General features: G+C 71.3%; 2 protein-coding genes. One reads left to right on the top strand and one right to left on the bottom strand.

All coding sequences use genetic code 11. The features are described from left to right. Positions 1-1,072, bottom strand: a 1,072-nt coding sequence (locus AC2W7M_RS24300; protein ID WP_486135582.1) for a hypothetical protein, incomplete at its 3' end; no start/stop codon positions are given. A 200-nt stretch (positions 1,073-1,272) separates the two neighbouring features. Between AC2W7M_RS24300 and AC2W7M_RS24295 the strand changes: the two genes are divergently transcribed. Beyond that, positions 1,273-2,079 carry a DUF2189 domain-containing protein gene (locus AC2W7M_RS24295; protein WP_486135580.1) on the top strand — a complete coding sequence of 269 codons (807 nt, stop codon included), beginning with the start codon at positions 1,273-1,275 and terminating at the stop codon, positions 2,077-2,079. Positions 2,080-2,113: the final 34 nt, after the last annotated feature.

Below are 2,113 nucleotides of genomic sequence, written 5' to 3'. Positions count from 1 at the left end.
CGCTGTCCACCGCGCGGCGGCGCCGGCCGCCGCCGCCCGCCCCCAGGTGGCGCGGGCGCGAGGAGACGCAGAAGGCGTTGAAGGAGGACACGAGCAGATAGACGTAGACCGCCGCCACGAACACCCACCACACGAGCTTGAGCAGCGCGCCGGTGATGAGGATGGCGCCGCGCCCCAGTGTCTTCAGGATTGCGAGCGTCTGCGGCCCCTTGGCATCGGCGAGCCGCGCCACCCGCCTCAGGTCGTTGCCGTTGTCGGCGATCCTGAGGCCCTCCAGCGCGGCGCGGGTGCCGGCCTTGGACTGCACCACCGCCACGTCGTCGAGCATGCGGGTCAGCGCGGTGAGCCGGTCGGAGCGCACCACGCCCTTCAGCGCCGGCCCGTCCACCGCGCCGGGCGCCTTCAGGAGGCGGCGCAGGGCGACGAAGTCGACGCTCTGCCGCACCGCGCGCATGAAGGTGCGGCCCAAGGCGGCCGAGAGCTTGCCGGTGCGCTTGGCGACTTTCACCAACGTGATGCCGACGCGCAAGGGCAGGCTCGCGCCCACCGTGGCATAGGTCCCGGCAGTGACGGCGATGCCGACCGCCGAGAGGCCGAGGATCAGTTCGTCCGCATCCTCGCCCTGGGCCAGCTTCCAGCCCTCGCGGCCGGCGTCGCGGATGTCGCCCCACACCATGAGGTCGCCGGTCGCGGCCCCCGCGAGGCCGGCAAGGTCGGAGGGCTGGCCGGTCAGGAAGCCCATGCCGAATTCCTTGGCGCCCCGGAGCGTGCTGGCGAGCGCGCCGTTGGCCGCGGCGACGCGCGCCCGCAAGTCCGGATCGATGGCGATCGCGCGCGCATCGGCGAGCGCAACGAAGGAGGAGGCGAGGGCCACGTCGTCGGCGGCGAGCGCCGCCTCGATCTCCTTCGCCACCGCTGCGGCGTCGAGGTCGGCGAGGCCGAGATCGGCGATCGCGGCGGGATCGTCGCGCGCCTCCACCAGGCGCACGCTCTGCTTCGCCAGCGGCACCAGCCAGGGCGCAAAGCCCACGAGGGCCGCCAGTACCGTGAACAGCGCGAAGATGCGGGCCATCTGCCTCTAACGTCCGATCCCGAGCCCGGCGGCGGTGCCATGGGTGGCCTGTGCCGAGATCGTGTATTCGCTCCCGGCGACGAACCCGTCTTCCTGCGCTAGACTGGAAGAGTGGTCAGAAGCCGCATCCGGTCTGGCGAGATACTTAGGGTTTCTGCCGGCGGGCACAAGCGGTCGCGTGCCAATGTTGGAGGAGCGCCATGGTCCCTTCCACCATCCAGCCGGCCTATGCCCGCCCCGAAACCGCCTTCGGCGGCGTCGCGCTGCGCGTGCGGCACATCTCCCCCGCGGACCTCGTCGACTGCCTCAAGGCGGGGGTTTCCGATTTTCTGCGCCATCCGAGCCAGTTGATCTTCCTGGCGCTCATCTATCCCATCGTCGGGCTGTTCCTCGCCCGCCTCTCCTTCGGCCATGACGTGCTGCCGCTGCTGTTCCCGCTGGTAGCGGGCTTCGCGCTGCTCGGCCCACTCACGGCTATCGGCCTCTACGAGATGAGCCGGCGCCGGGAGGAAGGGCTGCCCACGGGCTGGGAGCATGTCTTCGCGCTCGTCCGCTCGCCGGCCATCGTCTCCATCGCCGTGATCGGCTGCGCGCTGCTGGCCACCTTCCTGCTGTGGCTGGTGGCGGCGCTGGTGATCTACGAGGCGACGTTCGGCCCCTTCGTGCCGCCGACGCTCTCCGCCTTCGCGCGGGAAATCTTCGAGACCCGGGCGGGCTGGACGCTGATCATCGTCGGCAACGGTGTCGGACTCGGCTTCGCGGTTTTCGCCATGAGCCTGTCGGTGGTGTCGCTGCCGCTCCTGGTGGACCGGAATGTGAGCACCGCCACGGCCGTGCGCACCTCGTTCTCGGCGGTGCGCGCGAACCCGGTGGTGATGGCCCTGTGGGGGGCTGATCGTGGCCGCGCTCCTGGCGCTCGGCAGCCTGCCCTTCTTCGTCGCCTCGCCGTGGTGCTGCCGGTGCTCGGCCACACCACCTGGCATCTCTACCGCCGCCTCGTGGTGTGAGCGGGCGCGCCGGAACCCGGACCGGGCGGCGCGA

The sequence above is a fragment of the Xanthobacter sp. BG11Y11_SDJG genome (assembly GCF_057364445.1).
This window is presented reverse-complemented; position numbering and strand designations above follow the sequence as displayed.

What these genes read in the sequence shown, in the direction of transcription:
- AC2W7M_RS24295 (WP_486135580.1), top strand. Translation starts at nt 1,273, where the DNA reads ATGGTCCCTTCCACCATCCAGCCGGCCTATGCCCGCCCCGAAACCGCC.